Below are 15,242 nucleotides of genomic sequence, written 5' to 3' on the forward strand. Positions count from 1 at the left end.
AATTGAGTACCCAGATTAAAAACATAGCCATTCTTGGCGCTACCGGCAGTATAGGCACACAGGCTTTAGAAGTGATTGGCGAAAACCCATCGCTGTTTAAAGCGTATGCAATTACTGCTAACAATAACGCTCATTTGCTTATACAACAAGCGCTGCAGTTTAAACCTGTTTATGCAGTTATTTGCGATGAGAACAAACATGTCGAGGTTAAACAAGCACTTGCTCACACAGGAATTAAAGTATTGGCGGGCATACAAGCTATCAACGAAGTGGTTACCGGCAGCGAGATAGATGTCGTATTGACGGCCATGGTTGGCTTTGCAGGATTAGAGCCTACAATTGCCGCCATTAAGGCTGGTAAAACTATCGCTTTAGCAAATAAGGAAACACTGGTTGTAGCAGGCGAGTTAATAACTGCCCTTGCCAAACAACATAATGTCCAAATATTACCGGTAGATTCTGAGCATTCGGCTATTTACCAGTGCCTGGTTGGCGAGGAAAATAATAAAATTGAAAAGATCATCCTTACGGCGTCTGGCGGCCCATTCAGAGGTAAAACAACCGAGTTTTTAGCCAACGTAACCCGCGAGCACGCGCTTAAGCACCCTAATTGGGTGATGGGTGCCAAAATCACTATTGATTCGGCTACGCTGATGAATAAGGGCCTTGAGGTGATAGAAGCTAAGTGGTTGTTTGATCTGGAGGCTGATCAGATAGATGTTATCGTGCATCCGCAATCCATAATACATAGTTTGGTACAGTTTGAGGATGGATCGCTAAAAGCCCAAATGGGTTTACCAGACATGAAATTGCCCATACAATATGCTTTAGCCTATCCCAACAGGCTAAAAAACAGTTTTAAGCGTTTTAGCTTCGCTGATTATGCTAACTTATCGTTTGAAAAACCCGATGTGGAGACATTTCGTAATTTGGGTTTCGCGTACGAGGCGTTAAAAAGAGGGGGAAACATGCCATGCATTGTTAACGCCGCTAACGAGGTTGCGGTAGCCAGCTTTTTAAGCGACAGCGTAACATTTTTGGCAATGAGTGATCTTATTGAAAGCTGTATGCATCATATGAGCTATCAAGGCACACCAACGCTCGACGATTATTTGAATACTGACAGAGAAACACGCATATTTGCGCACAATTTAATAAAACAAATGCCTGCAAAGGCTTACAACTTGATATAGAGAAGAATGAGTATAGTAATTATGGTTGGCCAGTTGTTACTGGGACTTTCGATTTTAGTGATTTTGCACGAACTGGGCCACTTTTTAGCAGCCAGGGCTTTTGGCATAAGGGTAGATAAATTTTACCTATTTTTCGATGCCTGGGGCTTTAGCCTTTTTAAATTTAACTATAAGGGTGTTGAGTACGGCATAGGCTGGCTTCCATTGGGCGGTTATGTTAAAATTGCCGGCATGATAGATGAATCTATGGATACTGAGCAAATGGCCGGCCCGGCACAACCCTGGGAATTTCGTTCAAAACCGGCCTGGCAGCGATTGATAGTGATGCTTGGCGGCGTGTTTGTAAACATCGTGTTGGGTATATTCATTTTTTGGATGCTTACCGCTAAACTTGGCGAAAGCTATATCCCTAATGAGAACATTAAATACGGCATTGTACCAGGCAGCATGGGTAAAAAAATGGGGCTGCAAGCGGGTGATAAAATCACTGCGATAAACGGTAAGCCAATTGTGAAATTTGAGGAGTTAATGACCTCAAAAGTAATATTAGATCATACTGTATTAACCGTACAGCGTGGTACTCAAAAATTAGATCTTACCGTTCCTTCCAATGCAATAAATGATCTTTCTGATGATGGATTAGAGGAATTTATCAGCCCATTACCGCGAATAAAATTTGCGGTAGATTCTGTTGCTGCAGGTACTGGTGCAAAATCAGCAGGTATCATAAAAGGCGATAGTGTGATTGCGGTAAATGGCGTACAGATTCAATTTTATGACCAACTGCAAACCGAGCTGAAAAAATATGCCGGCAAGAGTGCTACGATTGATATTAAACGGAACAACGAGGTAAAACAACAAGCTGTAAATATTAGCAAAGAAGGTAAGCTAGGTGTAACTCCACAATTTGAATTACCCGAAGAAAAAACGATTAATTACGGTTTCTTTGGCTCATTACCAATTGGCGCCGGTAAAGCATGGAATACCTTTGCTACCAATGCCAAGGCTATAGGAAAAGTATTTAGCGGCGACGCTAAATTTGACAAGGTTGTTGGTGGCCCGGTGAAAATTGCTACCCTATTTGGTTCAACTGTTAACTGGATAAAGTTTTGGACTCTGGTAGGATTCTTATCTATGGTATTGGCATTTACCAACTTGTTACCTATCCCGGCGTTAGATGGTGGACACGCCGTGTTTTTGATCGTTGAGATGATAAAGGGCAAACCGCTGAGCGACAAATTTTTGGAACGTGCACAGATAGTAGGCTTTATAATATTAATAACCCTGATGGTATTTACATTTGGTAATGATATAGTTAAGCAGGTGCTTAAAAGCAAGCCATAACATACATTTCACCCAATAAAAAAGCCCGTTTCTGTTTAAGAAACGGGCTTTTTTATTAACTAAATAGTTTGAAATTACTATAGGTTACTTTCAATCAATTCAGCATAAAAGTCGGGCAAACTCATGCCGGCTGCCCTCACCTGCTGTGGTATCAAACTTGCCGACGATTGGCCCGGTGTTGTATTGATCTCGATAAAATAAAAGTCGTTTGTGTTTTCTTGCAAAATAAAATCAACGCGGGTCATGCCTTTAGCGTTAAGGCGCAGGTAAACTTCCGTTATTATTTCGGCTATTTGGGCATCTTTCTGTGGGGTCAGGTCGGCGGGTGTAACCTCTTCCGTTACACCCGAAGTATACTTAGCCTCATAGTCAAAAAAGTCTTTCGTGGTAATGATCTCTGTACCAGGTAATACCTGTATCTTACCGTGCAGACGGGCTATCCCACGGCTGAATTCGCGTCCTTTAATAAACTCTTCAACCAATATCTCTTCATCTTCATGAAAAGCTTTAGTAAGGGCGGCGGGGAGCTCGGCAACGTTGTAGACCTTGCTCATACCCACGCTGCTGCCCCCATTGTTAGGTTTGATAAATAGTGGAAACTTAAGGTTAGCAGCTAAGGTTGCCACATCGTGCACATCGTTTTTGAACAATCGTATGGATTTGGCCGTATGCAGGCCATGTATGCCGTTTACAATGGTTTTGGTGTAAGCCTTGTTCATACTCAGGGCTGATGTAGTAGCGTCGCAGGTGTTGTATGATATGCCCAGCATATCAAGATAGCCCTGCATCTTGCCGTCCTCGCCTGGGCTGCCATGTATAGTTATAAAGGCAAAATCAAATTTTATTTTCACCCCTTTTACGGTCAGGCTAAAATCGTTTTTATCTATGTCGTAACGCTCGCTGCCGTCTTCATAAAACCAGCGGTCTCGGTTAACCAATACCGTGTAAACTTTATATTTGGTGTTATCCAAGTTAGCCTTAATATTTTTGGCGCTGTTAAGGGACACCTCGTACTCGCCGGTAAAGCCGCCTGCTAATAGTGCTATGTTTTTCATTGTCATATACGGTCAAATATAAATATTTGACTTATAATTACATTAGTTTTTACAAACCGATAACTCCAAAATTATCCTTATGTTTGGCGCATTATTAAGCATAAATACAGCATTTGCTAATGAGTAAATTTGGGTCGTACTTAAAAACTAAATCTTTCAGAAACACGATGCTCTTGGCTATCGGAGCGGTTATTGCCGTGGTATTGATCGCTTTTTTTAGCCTTAGTTTTTATACCAATCACGGTTCGGGCGTACCTGTACCCAAGTTAAAGGGGTTAACCAAGCAAGAGGCCATAAATGTTTTAGAGAAAGAAGGCTTTGATTACCAGATTGATGAGATCTATGTGCCGGATGCCCCTCCCGGAACAATCATTGAACAGGACCCTGATCCGGGAACCAATGTTAAACAAAACCGTAAAATATATCTTACCATGGTTACCGAAAAGGCTCCGCCGGTGAACCTGCCCGACATCGACCAAATGCCGTACATACAAGCTGTTGCAACCCTGCAAAACAGCGGACTTAAAGTTGGCGATACCACCTATAAATCAGACATAGCGCTAAATGTAGTGTTAGAGGCGCAATTTGCGGGACAAATAATTAAAGCAGGCACAAAGATCCCTAAAGGGTCAAAAATCGATTTGATTTTGGGTGATGGTGTAGGCGCCAGCGAGGTTGATGTACCGGATTTGATTAACCAGGATCTGGATGCTGTACGCTTTTCCTTAAGAGGGATGAATTTATCATTAGGCACAATTACCTACGACGGCGCTATAACCGATTCGAGCAATGTGATTGTGGTCAGCCAATCGCCTATGCGTACGGACTCTACCAGTAAAGTGAGCATCGGTACAAAAATTAATGTTACGGTATCACAAGGCAACTAAATGCAACAGATAAGTGCTTTAAGTTTAAAGGTTAGGTTACAAGCGGGCGAGCAGCTTAATTTACTCGATGTACGCGAGGAACTTGAGTTTCATACCTGTAATATCGGCGGTCAAAACTTAACATTGTCCAAACTAACCGAGGAAATGGATGACATCAACGCTAACAAAAACGACGAACTTATTGTTATATGCAAAGCTGGCATGCGTAGCACCACTGCACAGGCGCTATTAATTGCTAAGGGCTACACAAACGTAAAAAACTTAACCGGCGGCTTATTGGCATTGCAACGCCTGCCGGTTTAACCTATAAAACCATGGCAAAAAAAGTATCATCAACAGGCGGAACCATGCGCAAATTTATTATCACCCTAGTTGTGGTGGGGGTGCTGGCATTAGCCGGAACTATTTTATTTTACTACCTGCGCTACTTTGGCCCTAACGTAACCAACAACGAAGAATACTTGTACATACATACCGGCGAAGATTTTGACGACGTTTACAAAAACATACGCGACAAAGGCATTGTAAAAGATACGGCGACCTTCTCTTGGGCTGCCCGTAATATGAAATATGTAGGCCATGTTAAACCAGGTAAATACCGCTTGCAAGAAGGTATGAGCAATAGAAAGTTTGTGCGCATGTTACAACTGGGCGATCAGGAAGCTGTTGATTTGACCTTCCACGTTTTTAGAACCAAAGTACAGTTTGCATCCTTTGTCGGCAAAAAGTTAGAGCTCGACTCGTTTACAGTGCTACGTTACTTGGATTCTACCGCGTTTGTGCAGCAATATGGTTTTAATACCGATAACGCCTTTGTGATGATATTGCCCGACTCGTACAAAATGAACTGGAACATATCTGCAGACGCGTTCTTTAAACGCTTTTACAATCATTATGAAAACTTTTGGACAGCTAAGCGCAAGCAACAAGCCGCTGCTTTAAACCTAACCGTTCCACAGGTATCTATCCTTGCTTCTATAGTCGATGCAGAGGCTGTTTATGATGACGAGATGCCAACAATAGCGGGTTTGTATTTGAACCGCCTTCGCGTAGGTATGAAACTAGAGTCGGACCCTACTGTAATCTTCGCAATGGGCGATTTTACTATCCATAGAGTATTAAACAAATATCTCTCTGTTAATTCGCCTTATAACACCTATTTAAACAAAGGCTTGCCACCCGGACCGGTAATGCTGCCCTCGGTTAACGCCGTGAAAGCAGTACTTAACTACGAAAAGAACGATCATATTTATATGGTTGCTAAAGAAGATTTTTCTAACCGTCATAACTTTGCTAACAACGTGGCCGAGCATAATAAGAACGCGCAGAAATTCCGCAAGGCGCTAGACGAACGCAACATCAAAAAATAATGTTTGAGCATTCTACCAAAATAAGGGTCCGTTACGGCGAAACCGACCAGATGGGATACATGTACTACGGCAACTATGCCGAATTTTTTGAAGTAGGCCGTGTAGAGATGCTGCGCAGCCTGGGCCTTACCTACGCTGGCATGGAAGCATCAGGCATTATGATGCCCGTGCTGGAAATGAAATGCAAGTACCTTAAACCCGCCCGCTACGACGAGGAGATAACCATAAAAGTAATTATGGACAAAAAGCCCGGAGTAAAGGTCCATTTTAGGTATGAACTTTTTAACGAGAAAGAGGAACTGATACACCTTGGCGAAACTTTGCTGGCCTTTGTCAACATGGCCAATAACCGCCCCTGCCTGCCATCAGCAGAGTTTTTAGAAAAACTAAAACCATTTTTTGAGTAAATTAGTGGCTGATGAGATGGGCACACCGCATACTGCTTCGGATAAAATTGTACCGTAATTTTATTAAATGGACTAAGGTTTTGGTATTGCCCGGCTTTGGTAACCTGTCCGTGTATGCAGTCACGGTGTCGCTGGTTAATGAGTTTCAGGAAGATTCATTACTCAACAAGTCTGCCGCGCTGGCTTACAACTTCATGCTTGCCCTTTTTCCGGCCACACTGTTTTTGTTTACGCTGATTGCTTATGTGCCGGTGAATAACTTCCAGGATAAGCTTTTAGAGCTATTACAGACCATTTTACCCACCTATGCATACCTTGCCTTCGAGAGCACCATTGAAGACATCCTAAAGAATAAAAGCGCGGGATTGTTATCCTTAGGTTTCGTCACCGCTTTATACTTTGCCACTAATGGTGTGAGTAATTTAATGCGCACTTTTAACGACTCATCCCTTATACTCGAGAAACGTAGCTGGTTTAAACGCCGTATGATAGCAATGACGCTTACAATTGTTATCGCCATTGCACTAATTATCGCTATAGTAATAATGACGGTGGGCGAAAGTTTCATCACCTACCTGCAAAGCCATGTAGCTAGCAAAAGCAACTTTTGGATCTATTTGCTTACTTTATCACGCTGGGTTATTATTGTGGGGATATTTTTTGTGACAATATCTCTACTGTATCGCTATGGCCCATCGCACAAATTAAAGTGGGATTTTTCGAGCCCCGGTTCCATACTGGCCACCGGCCTGGCCATTTTAACATCATGGGGATTTACCTACTACATCAACAATTTTGCAGCGTATAATAAAATTTACGGCTCCATTGGTACCATCATCGTGGTGATGCTTTGGCTGTATTTAAACTCCATGATATTGCTTATTGGGTTTGAACTAAACGCCAGTATCGACCTTTCAAAACGCAATTTGAAGATTGTTAAGCCCCGTTTTAACAGTTTTAGGGCCGAAAAGCTGGTTGACTGATAAATTAATCAACTATCCGTCAAACACTTATCAGCGTTTTAAAGAAATGTTAAAAAAAGTGAAAATCAAATTTGCCAATTCGACCCGGATTTGTACTTTTGTCCCCGGAGAGCTGGCAGAGTGGTCGATTGCGGCAGTCTTGAAAACTGTTGACTGTAACAGGTCCTGGGGTTCGAATCCCTAGCTCTCCGCTGATTACATTAACAAAAGTGTCAAAAGCCCCTTAATTGCGAAATTAAGGGGCTTTTTCTTTTACATACCTGCCAAAACTCGCAAATAATCGCAAAACTCTAGTGCGTCATTCGTAGCGTCCTTTCAAAATTGACCTAAAAATCAAAAAGACGCTACGAATGGCTTATAACCATTTGAACCACAGCATGTTCGCGGCGCGCGCATCTTGTGAAAAGAATGGCTGAAACGTAATTTTGTTTAACTTTTATTTATGTTTTATGCTAGAAAAAACGTTTGGGTTATTGTTCTTTTTAAAGCAGCCCAAAAACAAACAAGAAGACAACAGGTTCATCTATCTGAAAATTACCGTCGATGGTAAAGCCGTCGAGGTTTCTACCAAGCGCAGGTGTGAACAATCAAGGTGGAATGCCCATGCAGGCCGTGCCATAGGCACAAAAGAGTCGGCCAAGGAATTAAACCAATTTCTTGATTCCTTTGAACAGCACGTATTTCATGTGAAGCGGATGCTGAACTACTCTGACAGCATCATTTCAGCAGTAGCCATGAAGGATATTTTAACCGGGAATATTGAAAAACCAAAAATGATTATGGAGGTATTCCAACAGCACAATGATCAAATGAAGGCGCTGGAAGGCATAGATTTCGCTGCCGGTACTATTGACCGTTATCATGTATCCCTGGAACATACCCGCGCGTTCATCAAATGGATGTACAAAGCAGTTGATAAACCGATCAAAGAACTGGACCATGAATTTATTTCACAATATGCATTCTGGCTAAAAACTGTGCGGAAGTGCAACCACAATACGACAATGAAATATTTGGCCAACTTTAAAAAAGTAGTTTTAATATGTGTAAAAAACAGGTGGCTGCCCGGGGATCCGTTTGCTAACTTCAAGCTGACCAAGAAAACGGTCGAAAGGGTAGCACTTACAGAGTCGGAATTGTTAAGAATGATTGAAAAGAAATTTATTTCGGAGAGGCTAGATATTGTCAGGGATGTGTTTGTGTTTAGTTGTTACACAGGCCTTGCTTACGCAGACGTAAGAAATCTGAGGAGATCAGACATTAAAAAAGGCGTTGACAATAAGGAATGGATATTTATAAAGCGGCAGAAAACAAACTCGCCATCAAATCTGCCATTGCTGGGCCAGGCCAGGCAAATCATTGCTAATTACAGGGAACATCCAAAATGTGCCGCTTCAGGAATGGTTTTGCCGGTGCTGACCAATCAAAAGATGAATGCTTACCTGAAAGAGATCGCTGATCTCTGTGGGGTAAAGACGGAGCTCACCTTCCACATCGCCAGGCATACCTTCGCCACTACGGTAACGCTCAATAATGGCGTACCGATAGAATCTGTATCGAAGATGCTTGGCCATGCCTCCATTAAGCAAACACAGCATTATGCGAAAACACAGGACTATAAGGTGAGCAAGGATATGCTACAGCTGGAAAAGAGCCTGGTAAAAAAAAAGGGGAACAAACTGGAGGATCGTTATTGATCCCCCAGTTTGATTTCAACTCTACTGCCTTTATAACAGTCATAAGTTGGGCTGTAGCTGATGTAGCCCAATTCGATCAGCTTATTCAGACACTTATGATAGGTGCTTGTGCTGGCAAAATGTGCCTTGGCCATTAGGATCTTCCTGGTGATTTTGATTTGCTTTTCAAAGCCACCTTGCTGCCATAAGTTTAAAATGGAGGTATACAAACTAATATGCCATACCGTTACCCTAGGGTCATTGGCGATGTCATCCTGCAGTTTTGATAAGGTTAAGAGCTCCGACATAATTATTTGATTTTTCCACTGATCATATTTTCAATATCAGTGAGTTTGTAATAGTGGATCCCTCCTACTTTTTGGGATTTAAGTTTGCCGCTGATCCTTAAATTCTGTATGGTACCAGTAGAGATTTTAAGCATTCGCCTAACATCGCTGCACCTTAGCCACTCTTGATGTTCGTGAATTTGAGGAGAAAGCAATAATTTAATATCACTAAGTAACGCTTTACGAAAAGTTTCCAGATCGTCTTTGGTCAGAAGTTCAAAAGGCATTTTTGGAATGATTAGCATAAATTTCATGTGCAAAAAGATATGCGCATGATCGCTACCCGCCTTTCCGGCCGGCAGCTTGGATAGCCTGCGGCTTTATGATGAAGATTTTGGCAAATCATCACCTACCGTTAAGCCATATATTTTTTCCGATTATTTAACCAAGCCGTTCTAATTGCATGAGGAATTGATCCGGGCTAAAGCTTTTTATCTAGCTGATAGAATGAGACTTTTGTACGCGTAATCCATCCGCCGTCCGTAGTGTGGACACAAGCTTCGCAACCATTATACAGACGATCAATTAAGTATTGATCTATGTTCAGTTTGAGCGAATAATATTTCAGGCTACCATCTATCCTGCTTTGCATGGAATGAAGTAAGCCAGTGCGTTCATCATTTACATAAAATTCGTCGCACGTTTCACCGCAGTATGGGCAGGATGCAGCAAAATAACTTTCCTGATCCGCATCGTTAAATCGGAAACTGACGGGTGTAACTACCGGATCCTTAATTCTTAGAATTTCAATAAAATCGGCAATCAAAATGGTGTCGTCCATCATGATTTGACTTAAATTCAACAGGCCGTTATAATATTTCCAGGTTGTGTTTTTCCAGCTGGTTAATTGTTTATCCGGAAAGACCAGACCAGTTATTGTTTTTATTTCCTTCCCGCATTTCCAGCAATTACCCTTCATTATTTCAAGATTGACTTGTTGTAGCCCCTTCCTCGGGCTGGCGTATATGAGCTTACCCTCCCAGACTTTGGCCAAACCGCGGTGGAGGTATTCATAATGAATACCATCAAAAGTCATTTTATTGTTTTTATCCAGGCAGCAGGAAATCCACATAAAATCCGGACTATGCACCAGGAGTCGTTCGGAAATAAAAGTACCGGTATCGGCTAAATAATCGGCCTGGAGTTCTTCATTGATCACTATTAATAACACCCTTTCTGACAGGAGCTTGTCCCTCAGCATCAATAGTTGCTTTTCATTATCCGCGTTAAGCTTAATAGATAATGGTAAAACCAGGATATTAACCATTTTCGACTCTCCCGCTATGTGAGCGTGGAAAGCGTGACTTATCTCACAGGGTTGCGCTCCCGGCAACTTATCTTCAGCGATATGCTGCCAATTAACCGGCAAAGTTTGTTCCAATTCATAGGATACAAAATCATAAAAACTATCTTTCATGTTTGGGTTGGAGTAATTTAAATTGATGTTTTAGGTAAGAACGGTAACCATTTTCATTACTGTAGCTGCGATAGGGCCTTATAAAAATAAAAGTCCCCAAACACTCGCTGAGGGCACTGAAAAAGTCCATCAAAATTCGGTTAAAAAAAGGGGGGTGTATCTTAAACGATAACATCCCCTTTTCTATGACTTACAGAACAACATACTGAACTTGTGACTCGTATAAACGATTCTCAGAGCGTCAAATTGCTTTTTTTACAGCTTTATATTCGCCGTTTTTTTCTAAAGGACTTTTTCAGTGCCCTCCACTCGCTGCCGGGGACTTTAAACCTAAACCTTATCACAATTGTACGGCAGGAATGCCGACATTAAGATGTTGCTAAATTAATCATTAATTTCAATAACGTCTGTTAAACGAAGCATTGCGGCTATAATCATTGAACCTGCGCCGGTACTCCCGCTCTTCATTTATTCTTTTATAAAGCACGTTACACCGCCAGGCACAGGCACCGCAGGCTATGAAGGCAACTGCTAAACAGGTTAATGTTTCCTTCCTCGCCTCCGCCTTTTGAGCTTCAGTCATTTTATCCTTAGTATGTTTCCTTCCAACCGCCCCAAAAAAGGCGAACATGGAGATTAAACAGGCTAATAAGATGTTTCGTACAATCGCTTTCATGATGATGATTATTAATTAAAATTACTAATTAAGTTAGTAATTTACAAGTGCTTCTTTAATTTAATTCGTAAATATTATTGTTTTTTCGCACTTCTAAAACCCGTGTCCGTATGGTTTCTACGATATTGGATTCAGATATTCCCTGAAACCGGATCGTCGCATTTTCAGCATCAGTACTTTTCAAGGTCAGAACCATTAGCTTGCAGATTTGCATAATAAACGATTGTGTAATAATATAATCCTTAACCCTGAACAATTCCACCTGATCGATACGCTTAAAGAATATACCTTGGGTTAAAAGGATGTATTCATGGGTAATCAGGTATTGAAAACTGCGGATGTACAATAACCTATACCAGGCGAAACCGCATACCACAAGGCTGAATACAATAAAATAAGGGGACAGCCACCAAGCCAGTAAAAGAAAAGTAATGGCCAGCGTAATGAGTGGCAAGGCTTTCAGGAATGCGAACAGCATGGCCGGCCTTAATAGAATATCATCGTTCTGCGTCATGTTTTAATTGATCTAAAAATGTTAATGAATGAATTGGCTTACCGGTTCGGAAACGGGGTCGAATGGTAAAGGCCTCCTGGAAAGCATGTAAGGACACACAGTCCTGATCGAAAACCTTTAAGCAGTTATAGCTATAAATATGAATTGCATCGTCCCTAAAGAGAATCCGGATTGGGATATTTTTGATAGCAGCTGCTAACTTGATATCAGTGATATTCCCTACGAGGTCTTTTCCGAATACCAGGATCACCTTGCGCCCCGGAAAACTTTGCCTGATCCAGTCGCCTTGTTCCGCATGCAGTTTGTTGCCGATGGCGATAAAGGCCAGTTGTTCCAGCCGGGGAAAACGATGGCGGTTAAAAGTAATAAAGGCCATCGCTTCCAAGACCGAATAAGTAATAATTAGATGTGTGGCGCTTGGGGTGCCTGCAACCCATAGGTTTTGGGTGGAGGGAACAATGTGGAAACCGGCATCATAACGTTCAACCTGATCGCCGTAATTAAAGGTCAGATCGGCTGTTACACTAAAAAAGGCCTGGATTTCCAATGGAATGCCGAGCCTTGTTAGCAACGCGTTCATAGCTTACCTTCCTTTGCGGGACTGCGATTGTTCAAATTGATGAGGCTTAAATCCATGCTGATTTTCGATATCTTTGATCGACTGGTGATAACCGGGGCTTAATTTCTCAGCTGATTTTTGATCCCGCTTCTGATTAAACATAGCATTTAAGCCCTTATACACCATGTATGAAAGGCCACCATCGATTAAAATAGAAGCAATCAACGCCAGTTTATTGGAGCGGATACCGTGATGATCGGTACCTGAGTAATTAAATTTAGTACCATCAGCGATCTGCACCTCTTTACCTTTTCGATAAGCTTCTTTTTGGGCAGGTGTAAGAAATTCATTATTAACCATGTCGGGGGCCAAAATCTTTTCTGTATCCGATACGATGTATTCTTTAGTTTCCGCATCGTATTCGACCAACATTTCTTTTTTGTTACCGTGGTTATCGAGGGTGATCTTCAGTAAACTGGCAACCTCCCCTTTTTGCAATTGCCTGGCCTCCGTTTCGTTCAAGAAATCAGGCATTTCCGGCTTGCGGTAAATGGGATGGATCAATAAGTCCAGTTTGCCAGCTTCATTCGGTTTAAGGGAAATCTTCGCGTTGATGGATTTGATCTTGATGTTATCAGTTTCCAGGTCATGCAGTTCCAGCATGGCCGTACGGCGACCTGAAAGCAAAGCTCTCAGGTCATCGACATTTAACAGGAGCTGACCGCCCGCGGCCAGCCCAATGGTTTCCAGATCCTGGATCGGGAGCTCATTTTCATGAAAAATAACGAGGTTCATCTATCGTCCGATTTTTTGTTGCTGTCCTTGTTCTTCGGACTGCCCCTGTTCTTCCTCCAGAACCATTTCGGGCTCACGGGGATTGGTTTTGGCTTCCAACAGGGATTTATAAAGGCCGTATTCGGGCTTTAACACTTTTCGGGTACCTTCAGCATCTTCTACTTTGATACTTTTCGTTTTGTAGGTTTCGAGCACCTTGTAAGTGGTATCCATATAGGCGATCTCATCGCCTTTCTTAAACCCAGGCTCCGCACCTTGTTTCTGTTCACGCTTTTGACTGGTACCTAATAAAAGGTTGGCAATTTTTTGCGCATCCCTGGTCGCTTTTGCAATTTCAAAAGGTTCATCCTTTAAGATCTTCGAAAAGGTGCTCATATAGGCAGCCTGCTGACCGAAATTATGGCCGATCTTCAATTCTCCGCCGATCAGGATGCCGGCAATGGCGGCCCGCATTTCCTCGCGGGCGTAATCCATCGAACCGAATTTTCCCTCCATCGGGCGGTTCAGGCGGCTTTCATGACCTGACCAGTGTGCCAATTGATGGACGGCGGCCTGAAGATATTTGGTCTCGTTCTCAAAATGTTCCGGCTCCGGCATAAAAATAGCGTCCCTTACCTTATCATAGTAGGCCTCCTGACCACCGTGAATGATCACCGCTTTACTGTCGTCGATGAGTTTTGCAGCCCGCTCGTTTGGGGACAGCGTTTGCCCCTCTTCTTGTTTGGCCAAAAACTCTTCCAATGGCTGTATGTCCTTTAATTGGCTGCCATTGAACAAGAATGCCTGGCTGCGCTGAGGTTTTTCGAATTCTACAGTTTTGGTTTGGGTAACCCCTGCATCATTTTTGATCACCTTACCTTCAGCAGTACGGATGGCCTGGATGTCGCTGGTCTTTGGAAACTCGATCATGGTACCTTTTTCGTCCTTTTTCACCCAATTGCCTACATAACGCGCCGCATCAGCAGACATCCAGCGTGGATCGTCATGGCGCTGCATACCCAGGATAAGCGCATTCATGGCGCTGTAGCCTTTTCCTGTTGTTGGATTGATTGGTTTCACAAAGGCGGGCAAGCCGTTTTCTTTAACCGGTTTTTGAAACAGGGAATTACCCTCTTTGATTTCAGCGATCAGCTTGTCTGAAAGCTGGATCGGCAGTGCTTTGAAAGTTTTGCTCATTTTCTTGTTTTTTTAGCAGTTCGTATAAAAATTTAATTGGATTGATGTATTGATGCCTGTAGCAGATGCTGAAATGCAGGTGCTCGCCGGTCACGTGCCCGGTAGCTCCGGTGATGCCGATAGGCTCACCAGCAGTTACGCTATCGGTGGTTAGTACAAAAACTTGGCTGAGGTGGCCGTATATGGATTCAACCGCTCCATGAGCCAGCCGGATGTTGATGCCCAGGCTATGATCATAGCCGGTGTATTTGACAAAACCATTCAGGATCGCATAAACGGTATCGTGGCGGGCTTTAAGGTCAACACCCGCATGCATGGCGTATTTGCCGGTCAGCGGGTGGACACGGTAACCGTATTCAGAATTTATTTTAAGGTGTTTGAGGGGCAGGCAGACCAGGCAGAAGCTGATCAGTATTTTCATCGGCTATAAGATTTCTCCAATTCCTGTTTTTGAGCAGGGCTTATTGAATCCAACACTTTGTCCTGTAAGGTGGGATGATCGATGGCAATAGCTAAAGCAGAGAACAGAGCCTGCGAGGTGCCCCTGTCCTGCAAAAGCATGATCTTATACATGGCCTTAAAATCATCGAGCGGCATAGATGAGCCATTATTGGTCAGGTCATTGAAGATCTCCTGCTTATCCTTAAGCATCATGACCTGCGCGGAAGGGTAAAAAGCTTCCCCGCCCTCGGGGAACCTTACGTAATTCTCCGTTTCAGACCTGGCATAGGTTAACACGCCGATCTGCCCTCGTTTTGCATCAGGGTCATTTTCCAGATCCGGCTTTACCAAAACGAGTGTGCCGGCTAAATTTTGATTTTCCATAATATTGAATTGTTTAAG

General features: G+C 42.8%; 19 protein-coding genes and 1 tRNA gene. 9 read left to right on the plus strand and 11 right to left on the minus strand.

Going from position 1 to position 15,242, the window contains the following annotated elements; all coding sequences use genetic code 11:
* Positions 1–2: 2 nt before the first annotated feature.
* Entirely contained in the window at positions 3–1,193 is a 1,191-nt protein-coding gene (locus tag ACFSYC_RS10315; protein ID WP_377126750.1) for a 1-deoxy-D-xylulose-5-phosphate reductoisomerase, read from the plus strand.
* 6 nt (positions 1,194–1,199) lie between these two features.
* Positions 1,200–2,537, plus strand: coding sequence for an RIP metalloprotease RseP (gene rseP / locus ACFSYC_RS10320; protein WP_377126753.1), 1,338 nt, complete (start codon positions 1,200–1,202; stop codon positions 2,535–2,537).
* Positions 2,538–2,614: 77 nt separating this feature from the next.
* On the opposite strand, the gene ACFSYC_RS10325 is transcribed toward rseP, so the two are convergent.
* The gene (locus ACFSYC_RS10325) at positions 2,615–3,592 is read right to left on the minus strand and encodes a D-alanine--D-alanine ligase (RefSeq protein ID WP_377126756.1); all 978 of its coding nucleotides are present in this window, start codon (positions 3,590–3,592) and stop codon (positions 2,615–2,617) included.
* A 119-nt stretch (positions 3,593–3,711) separates the two neighbouring features.
* Between ACFSYC_RS10325 and ACFSYC_RS10330 the strand changes: the two genes are divergently transcribed.
* The 7 genes from ACFSYC_RS10330 (at position 3,712) to ACFSYC_RS10360 (ending at position 8,936) form a co-directional block, all read left to right on the plus strand.
* Positions 3,712–4,479: a PASTA domain-containing protein gene (locus tag ACFSYC_RS10330; protein ID WP_377126759.1), complete on the plus strand. Its 768-nt coding sequence runs from the start codon at positions 3,712–3,714 to the stop codon at positions 4,477–4,479.
* The gene (locus tag ACFSYC_RS10335; RefSeq protein ID WP_377126762.1) at positions 4,480–4,782 is read left to right on the plus strand and encodes a rhodanese-like domain-containing protein; all 303 of its coding nucleotides are present in this window, start codon (positions 4,480–4,482) and stop codon (positions 4,780–4,782) included.
* A gap of 11 nt (positions 4,783–4,793) precedes the next feature.
* Positions 4,794–5,849 carry an endolytic transglycosylase MltG gene (gene mltG / locus ACFSYC_RS10340; RefSeq protein ID WP_377126765.1) on the plus strand — a complete coding sequence of 352 codons (1,056 nt, stop codon included), beginning with the start codon at positions 4,794–4,796 and terminating at the stop codon, positions 5,847–5,849.
* Positions 5,849–6,256, plus strand: a complete 408-nt coding sequence (locus ACFSYC_RS10345) for an acyl-CoA thioesterase (RefSeq protein WP_377126767.1) — start codon at positions 5,849–5,851, stop codon at positions 6,254–6,256. The genes mltG and ACFSYC_RS10345 overlap by 1 nt, the downstream gene beginning before the upstream one ends.
* 11 nt (positions 6,257–6,267) lie before the next feature.
* On the plus strand, positions 6,268–7,239 hold the full coding sequence (locus ACFSYC_RS10350) for a YihY/virulence factor BrkB family protein (RefSeq protein ID WP_377126770.1): 972 nt from the start codon (positions 6,268–6,270) through the stop codon (positions 7,237–7,239).
* Positions 7,240–7,345: 106 nt separating this feature from the next.
* Positions 7,346–7,430, plus strand: a tRNA-Ser gene (locus tag ACFSYC_RS10355).
* A gap of 258 nt (positions 7,431–7,688) precedes the next feature.
* Positions 7,689–8,936 carry a site-specific integrase gene (locus ACFSYC_RS10360; protein ID WP_377126773.1) on the plus strand — a complete coding sequence of 416 codons (1,248 nt, stop codon included), beginning with the start codon at positions 7,689–7,691 and terminating at the stop codon, positions 8,934–8,936.
* On the opposite strand, the gene ACFSYC_RS10365 is transcribed toward ACFSYC_RS10360, so the two are convergent.
* The 10 genes from ACFSYC_RS10365 to ACFSYC_RS10410 all read right to left on the minus strand — a co-directional run bounded on the left by ACFSYC_RS10365 (position 8,930) and on the right by ACFSYC_RS10410 (position 15,224).
* Positions 8,930–9,223 carry a hypothetical protein gene (locus ACFSYC_RS10365; RefSeq protein ID WP_377126776.1) on the minus strand — a complete coding sequence of 98 codons (294 nt, stop codon included), beginning with the start codon at positions 9,221–9,223 and terminating at the stop codon, positions 8,930–8,932. The genes ACFSYC_RS10360 and ACFSYC_RS10365 overlap by 7 nt on opposite strands.
* 2 nt (positions 9,224–9,225) lie before the next feature.
* Entirely contained in the window at positions 9,226–9,516 is a 291-nt protein-coding gene (locus tag ACFSYC_RS10370) for a helix-turn-helix domain-containing protein (RefSeq protein ID WP_377126779.1), read from the minus strand.
* A 167-nt stretch (positions 9,517–9,683) separates the two neighbouring features.
* Positions 9,684–10,679, minus strand: a complete 996-nt coding sequence (locus ACFSYC_RS10375) for a hypothetical protein (RefSeq protein ID WP_377126782.1) — start codon at positions 10,677–10,679, stop codon at positions 9,684–9,686.
* Positions 10,680–11,076: 397 nt separating this feature from the next.
* On the minus strand, positions 11,077–11,355 hold the full coding sequence (locus tag ACFSYC_RS10380; RefSeq protein ID WP_377126785.1) for a hypothetical protein: 279 nt from the start codon (positions 11,353–11,355) through the stop codon (positions 11,077–11,079).
* A 55-nt stretch (positions 11,356–11,410) separates the two neighbouring features.
* Positions 11,411–11,869 (minus strand): PH domain-containing protein, encoded by a 459-nt coding sequence (locus ACFSYC_RS10385; RefSeq protein WP_377126788.1) that lies wholly within the window; start codon positions 11,867–11,869, stop codon positions 11,411–11,413.
* Positions 11,853–12,449 carry a hypothetical protein gene (locus ACFSYC_RS10390; RefSeq protein ID WP_377126792.1) on the minus strand — a complete coding sequence of 199 codons (597 nt, stop codon included), beginning with the start codon at positions 12,447–12,449 and terminating at the stop codon, positions 11,853–11,855. Before ACFSYC_RS10390 ends, ACFSYC_RS10385 begins: the two co-directional genes overlap by 17 nt.
* Before the next feature lie 3 nt (positions 12,450–12,452).
* Positions 12,453–13,223: a DUF4099 domain-containing protein gene (locus ACFSYC_RS10395; protein WP_377126795.1), complete on the minus strand. Its 771-nt coding sequence runs from the start codon at positions 13,221–13,223 to the stop codon at positions 12,453–12,455.
* Positions 13,224–14,399: a zincin-like metallopeptidase domain-containing protein gene (locus tag ACFSYC_RS10400; RefSeq protein ID WP_377126798.1), complete on the minus strand. Its 1,176-nt coding sequence runs from the start codon at positions 14,397–14,399 to the stop codon at positions 13,224–13,226.
* On the minus strand, positions 14,344–14,820 hold the full coding sequence (locus ACFSYC_RS10405) for a M23 family metallopeptidase (protein WP_354432323.1): 477 nt from the start codon (positions 14,818–14,820) through the stop codon (positions 14,344–14,346). Before ACFSYC_RS10405 ends, ACFSYC_RS10400 begins: the two co-directional genes overlap by 56 nt.
* On the minus strand, positions 14,817–15,224 hold the full coding sequence (locus ACFSYC_RS10410; RefSeq protein WP_354432322.1) for a hypothetical protein: 408 nt from the start codon (positions 15,222–15,224) through the stop codon (positions 14,817–14,819). Before ACFSYC_RS10410 ends, ACFSYC_RS10405 begins: the two co-directional genes overlap by 4 nt.
* Positions 15,225–15,242 lie beyond the last annotated feature (18 nt).

The organism is Mucilaginibacter antarcticus (genome assembly GCF_042686155.1).
Lineage (GTDB): Bacteria > Bacteroidota > Bacteroidia > Sphingobacteriales > Sphingobacteriaceae > Mucilaginibacter > Mucilaginibacter antarcticus.

Coding starts and splice junctions, on each gene's coding strand:
- rseP (WP_377126753.1), top strand. CDS start 1,200: ATGAGTATAGTAATTATGGTTGGCCAGTTGTTACTGGGACTTTCGATT.
- ACFSYC_RS10325 (WP_377126756.1), bottom strand. CDS start 3,592: ATGAAAAACATAGCACTATTAGCAGGCGGCTTTACCGGCGAGTACGAG.
- ACFSYC_RS10330 (WP_377126759.1), top strand. CDS start 3,712: ATGAGTAAATTTGGGTCGTACTTAAAAACTAAATCTTTCAGAAACACG.
- ACFSYC_RS10335 (WP_377126762.1), top strand. CDS start 4,480: ATGCAACAGATAAGTGCTTTAAGTTTAAAGGTTAGGTTACAAGCGGGC.
- mltG (WP_377126765.1), top strand. CDS start 4,794: ATGGCAAAAAAAGTATCATCAACAGGCGGAACCATGCGCAAATTTATT.
- ACFSYC_RS10345 (WP_377126767.1), top strand. CDS start 5,849: ATGTTTGAGCATTCTACCAAAATAAGGGTCCGTTACGGCGAAACCGAC.
- ACFSYC_RS10350 (WP_377126770.1), top strand. CDS start 6,268: ATGAGATGGGCACACCGCATACTGCTTCGGATAAAATTGTACCGTAAT.
- ACFSYC_RS10360 (WP_377126773.1), top strand. CDS start 7,689: ATGCTAGAAAAAACGTTTGGGTTATTGTTCTTTTTAAAGCAGCCCAAA.
- ACFSYC_RS10365 (WP_377126776.1), bottom strand. CDS start 9,223: ATGTCGGAGCTCTTAACCTTATCAAAACTGCAGGATGACATCGCCAAT.
- ACFSYC_RS10370 (WP_377126779.1), bottom strand. CDS start 9,516: ATGAAATTTATGCTAATCATTCCAAAAATGCCTTTTGAACTTCTGACC.
- ACFSYC_RS10375 (WP_377126782.1), bottom strand. CDS start 10,679: ATGAAAGATAGTTTTTATGATTTTGTATCCTATGAATTGGAACAAACT.
- ACFSYC_RS10380 (WP_377126785.1), bottom strand. CDS start 11,355: ATGAAAGCGATTGTACGAAACATCTTATTAGCCTGTTTAATCTCCATG.
- ACFSYC_RS10385 (WP_377126788.1), bottom strand. CDS start 11,869: ATGACGCAGAACGATGATATTCTATTAAGGCCGGCCATGCTGTTCGCA.
- ACFSYC_RS10390 (WP_377126792.1), bottom strand. CDS start 12,449: ATGAACGCGTTGCTAACAAGGCTCGGCATTCCATTGGAAATCCAGGCC.
- ACFSYC_RS10395 (WP_377126795.1), bottom strand. CDS start 13,223: ATGAACCTCGTTATTTTTCATGAAAATGAGCTCCCGATCCAGGATCTG.
- ACFSYC_RS10400 (WP_377126798.1), bottom strand. CDS start 14,399: ATGAGCAAAACTTTCAAAGCACTGCCGATCCAGCTTTCAGACAAGCTG.
- ACFSYC_RS10405 (WP_354432323.1), bottom strand. CDS start 14,820: ATGAAAATACTGATCAGCTTCTGCCTGGTCTGCCTGCCCCTCAAACAC.
- ACFSYC_RS10410 (WP_354432322.1), bottom strand. CDS start 15,224: ATGGAAAATCAAAATTTAGCCGGCACACTCGTTTTGGTAAAGCCGGAT.